At 46.4% G+C, this 1,054-nt stretch carries 1 protein-coding gene; it reads right to left on the bottom strand.

Annotated elements, in window-relative coordinates:
- Positions 1–89 precede the first annotated feature (89 nt).
- Positions 90–1,054, bottom strand: a 965-nt coding sequence (locus R8N46_RS25465) for an SPOR domain-containing protein (protein WP_318189811.1), incomplete at its 5' end; no start/stop codon positions are given.

The raw sequence follows: 1,054 nt of genomic DNA on the forward strand, positions 1-1,054 counted from the left end.
AAGGCTCGTTGCTTTTTCATCTACTGCTCTATCTATCGACCAAAAATTAAGGCTGCGGAATGTAACATATTTTTCAGCGAAGCTCAGGATTATTTCACGCGATCAATTTCTCGATGAACCTGGCCTAGCGATTTTGCCCACGGGCTCACCGACTTAAGTGAATCTGGCAGCTTCTCTACCGCGTCTCGAGCCATTTGAATTGTCGGATAATCTTGGTAAGTCACGATGTACCATTCCGTTCCACTGCGAACCGTCGGATAAATGCGTACCTTGTTATTCAGCTGATGCTCATCAAGAAAAGCTTGCACATCTTCCATTGATGTCATGGCTGCTAACTGCAAGGTGTACGCTCTTGGAGATAACGCTTTTAACTCTTCACGTGAAAACGAGAATTTGACGATAGGTTTACTTGAGGTCGTCTCTGTTTTCGCAACCTCTTCTGATGCGGCATCGCTTGGCTTCACCACTTTAATCAAGGAAGATTTTGTCTCTGACTGGGTTTTCGCTTGAGGTTCAGCCCCTTCTACTAACGCTTTAATATTGTCTGTATTCGCTTGCTCAGGCTTACCTTCTAACAGAGCATCAACCACGTCAGATTCAATCACAACACGCTGCTGGGTATCATCATTCCCGACGCTTGCTACTTCTTCTGTCACCGTTGGTGGCAATGAGTTGGAATCGTCAGTCGCATCTGATAAATCGCCGTCATTTGGCAAGTCGTCAGTCACTGAGGTTAAATTAGATTCTGATGGCGAAAGAGTCGGCTCAGTGAGTGTCGGAATGGCAGTTTGCTCGATGCTTCCCGTGATCTGCTGCGCTTTGTCATCTGGGCTTGGCTGATTAAACATCCACCAATAGCCTCCAGCGGCCAGCAACAGTAGCACCAAAACCACTAATGCGATGTTGAGTGGCGATCCGACAATTGAACGGATAATGATCCTTTTTTCCACTTTCATCTCTCCTAATGCCATGATGTCACCCGGAATCGGGTCGACTTTCTTAAATGCATCTCGAACACGTTTCTCCGCATCGTCATCGACATACCTAACCACTA

The sequence above is a fragment of the Vibrio sp. 1874 genome (genome assembly GCF_033344395.1).
In the GTDB taxonomy this organism is placed as follows: Bacteria; Pseudomonadota; Gammaproteobacteria; order Enterobacterales; family Vibrionaceae; genus Vibrio; species Vibrio alginolyticus.